Below are 1,221 nucleotides of genomic sequence, written 5' to 3'. Positions count from 1 at the left end.
CCGGCGCGTGCGACGGCCAGCAGGCGCACCGCGTGGAAGGGGTTGACGGCTCGGCCCGAGGTGCGGAGCACCGCCCGCCGCAGCAGGATCGCGAGCACGACCAGGACGGCGGCGATCACGAGCAGGGTCGCCGCGAGCGACAGCGGCGGCACGAGGGGCGGCGAACCCTGCGCCGACCGCACGAGCTGCACCAGCAGGCCGATCGCCAGCCCGGCGACCGCGAACGTGACGACGGAGAGGAAAGGCGTCCGCTGCATGCGGTTCATCCGTCGCCTCCGTAGGGGAGCGTACTGTCGCCGATACGGCGCAGGATCGCGTCGACCCGGCCATGGCCCATGAGCACGGCGTCGGGATCGAGGTCCAGCCAGGGCGCAAGGACGAAATCGCGCTCGTGCGCACGCGGGTGCGGCACCATCAGCCGCTCGTCCGCCACGACGCGGCCTCCGTAGAGGATCAGGTCGACGTCGAGCGTGCGGTCGCCCCAGCGCACCTCGCGCACGCGGCCGTGGCGCGCTTCGACGGCCTGCAGCAGATCGAGCAGACTGTGGGGGCTGAGGGTCGTCTCCGCGAGCGCGACACCGTTGAGGTAGCGCGGCGCCTCGGGGTCGGGGCCGTCGGGGGTGAGCGCGACGGTCTCGCGCAGGGGCGAGGCCCGGAACCTCTCGATGCCCGCCGCCTCCGCGATCTCGCGCTGCGCGGCTGCGATCGTATCGCTCCGACTCCCGTCGGCGCGGTCGAGATTGGCGCCGAAGGCGAGCAGGATGGGGACCACCTGTGCGATCATGGGCGGTCTCCCGCGGTCCGCACCACGGTGACCGAGACGTCGGCGAAGCTCGCCTCGATCGGGGCGTCGGGCTTGTGCACGGTGACGCGCGCCTCAGCCGTCTCGGCGAAGCCGAGCGCGGCGGGGTTCATGGCTCGCTCCGCGAAGCCGAGCGCGACGTCTGCAACGCGTTCGGCGACCGTCTCGATCAGGTCGACGGGGTCGCGTTCGACGGCGGCGACGATCGCCTCGGCGAGCTCGCCGTAGTGCACGGTGCGAGCGAGGTCGTCGCCTCCGGCCCCGGCGCGCAGGTCGACCGACAGCTCCACGTCGATCAGGAATCGCTGACCCCGCTCGCGCTCGAAGTCGAACACGCCGTGGTGCGCGAAGACCTCGAGCCCGGTGAGGGTGATCCGATCCGCCGCGCCGCCGCGCGCGCGTCGCGCCGACCGCTCGGC

The 1,221-nt window shown here is 73.3% G+C and carries 3 protein-coding genes; all 3 read right to left on the bottom strand.

Going from position 1 to position 1,221, the window contains the following annotated elements; all coding sequences use genetic code 11:
• On the bottom strand, positions 1–257 hold a 257-nt coding region (locus tag ACFPZL_RS13400; RefSeq protein ID WP_382335866.1), incomplete at its 3' end, for a DUF3180 family protein.
• 5 nt (positions 258–262) lie between these two features.
• The gene (folK, locus tag ACFPZL_RS13395) at positions 263–784 is read right to left on the bottom strand and encodes a 2-amino-4-hydroxy-6-hydroxymethyldihydropteridine diphosphokinase (protein ID WP_218116299.1); all 522 of its coding nucleotides are present in this window, start codon (positions 782–784) and stop codon (positions 263–265) included.
• Positions 781–1,176: a dihydroneopterin aldolase gene (folB, locus tag ACFPZL_RS13390; protein ID WP_382335868.1), complete on the bottom strand. Its 396-nt coding sequence runs from the start codon at positions 1,174–1,176 to the stop codon at positions 781–783. The genes folK and folB overlap by 4 nt, the downstream gene beginning before the upstream one ends.
• Between the last annotated feature and the right edge of the window lie 45 nt (positions 1,177–1,221).

Source organism: Leucobacter soli (assembly GCF_042659205.1).
GTDB lineage: Bacteria > Actinomycetota > Actinomycetes > Actinomycetales > Microbacteriaceae > Leucobacter > Leucobacter soli.
Note: the sequence above shows the minus strand (reverse complement) of the source record. Positions and strands in the feature narration are given on the sequence as shown.

Excerpts from the sequence above, each read along its gene's own strand:
- folK (WP_218116299.1), bottom strand. The coding sequence starts at position 784 with ATGATCGCACAGGTGGTCCCCATCCTGCTCGCCTTCGGCGCCAATCTC.